The organism is Saccharothrix sp. NRRL B-16348 (genome assembly GCF_001280085.1).
Taxonomy (GTDB): Bacteria; Actinomycetota; Actinomycetes; order Mycobacteriales; family Pseudonocardiaceae; genus Actinosynnema.
This window is the reverse complement of sequence record NZ_LGED01000111.1, coordinates 1-365: the sequence shown is the minus strand read 5'-3', so window position 1 is coordinate 365 and position 365 is coordinate 1. Positions and strand designations below refer to the sequence as shown.

Genomic DNA, 365 nt, shown 5'->3' with positions numbered 1-365 from the left:
GGGTCGAAGAACATCGACGAGATGATCGCCGCCGCCAAGCAGTGGCACGCCACCGAGGCGTTCGACGGCGTGATCACGTTCTCCGAGGCCGCCGTCGTCGCCGTCGCGGCGATCGCCGAGGCGCTCGGACTGCCCGGCATCGGCGTCGAGGCGGCGCTGAACAGCCGCAACAAGTACCTGATGCGGCAGGCCCACGAGAAGGCGGGCGCCCCGATCCCCGGCTTCCGGTTCGTCACCACGCTGGACGAGGCGAGGTCGGCGGCGGACGCGTTCGGCTACCCGGTGATCGTGAAGCCGACCCTGGGCGCGGGCAGCCACTTCGTCTTCCGCTGCGACGACGAGACCGAACTGACCGAACGCTACGA

1 protein-coding gene is annotated in these 365 nt (G+C 69.9%); it reads left to right on the top strand.

Features of this window, described 5'->3' with window-relative positions; all coding sequences use genetic code 11:
• Positions 1 to 365, top strand: a 365-nt coding sequence (locus tag ADK67_RS11670; RefSeq protein ID WP_442974129.1) for an ATP-grasp domain-containing protein, incomplete at both ends; no start/stop codon positions are given.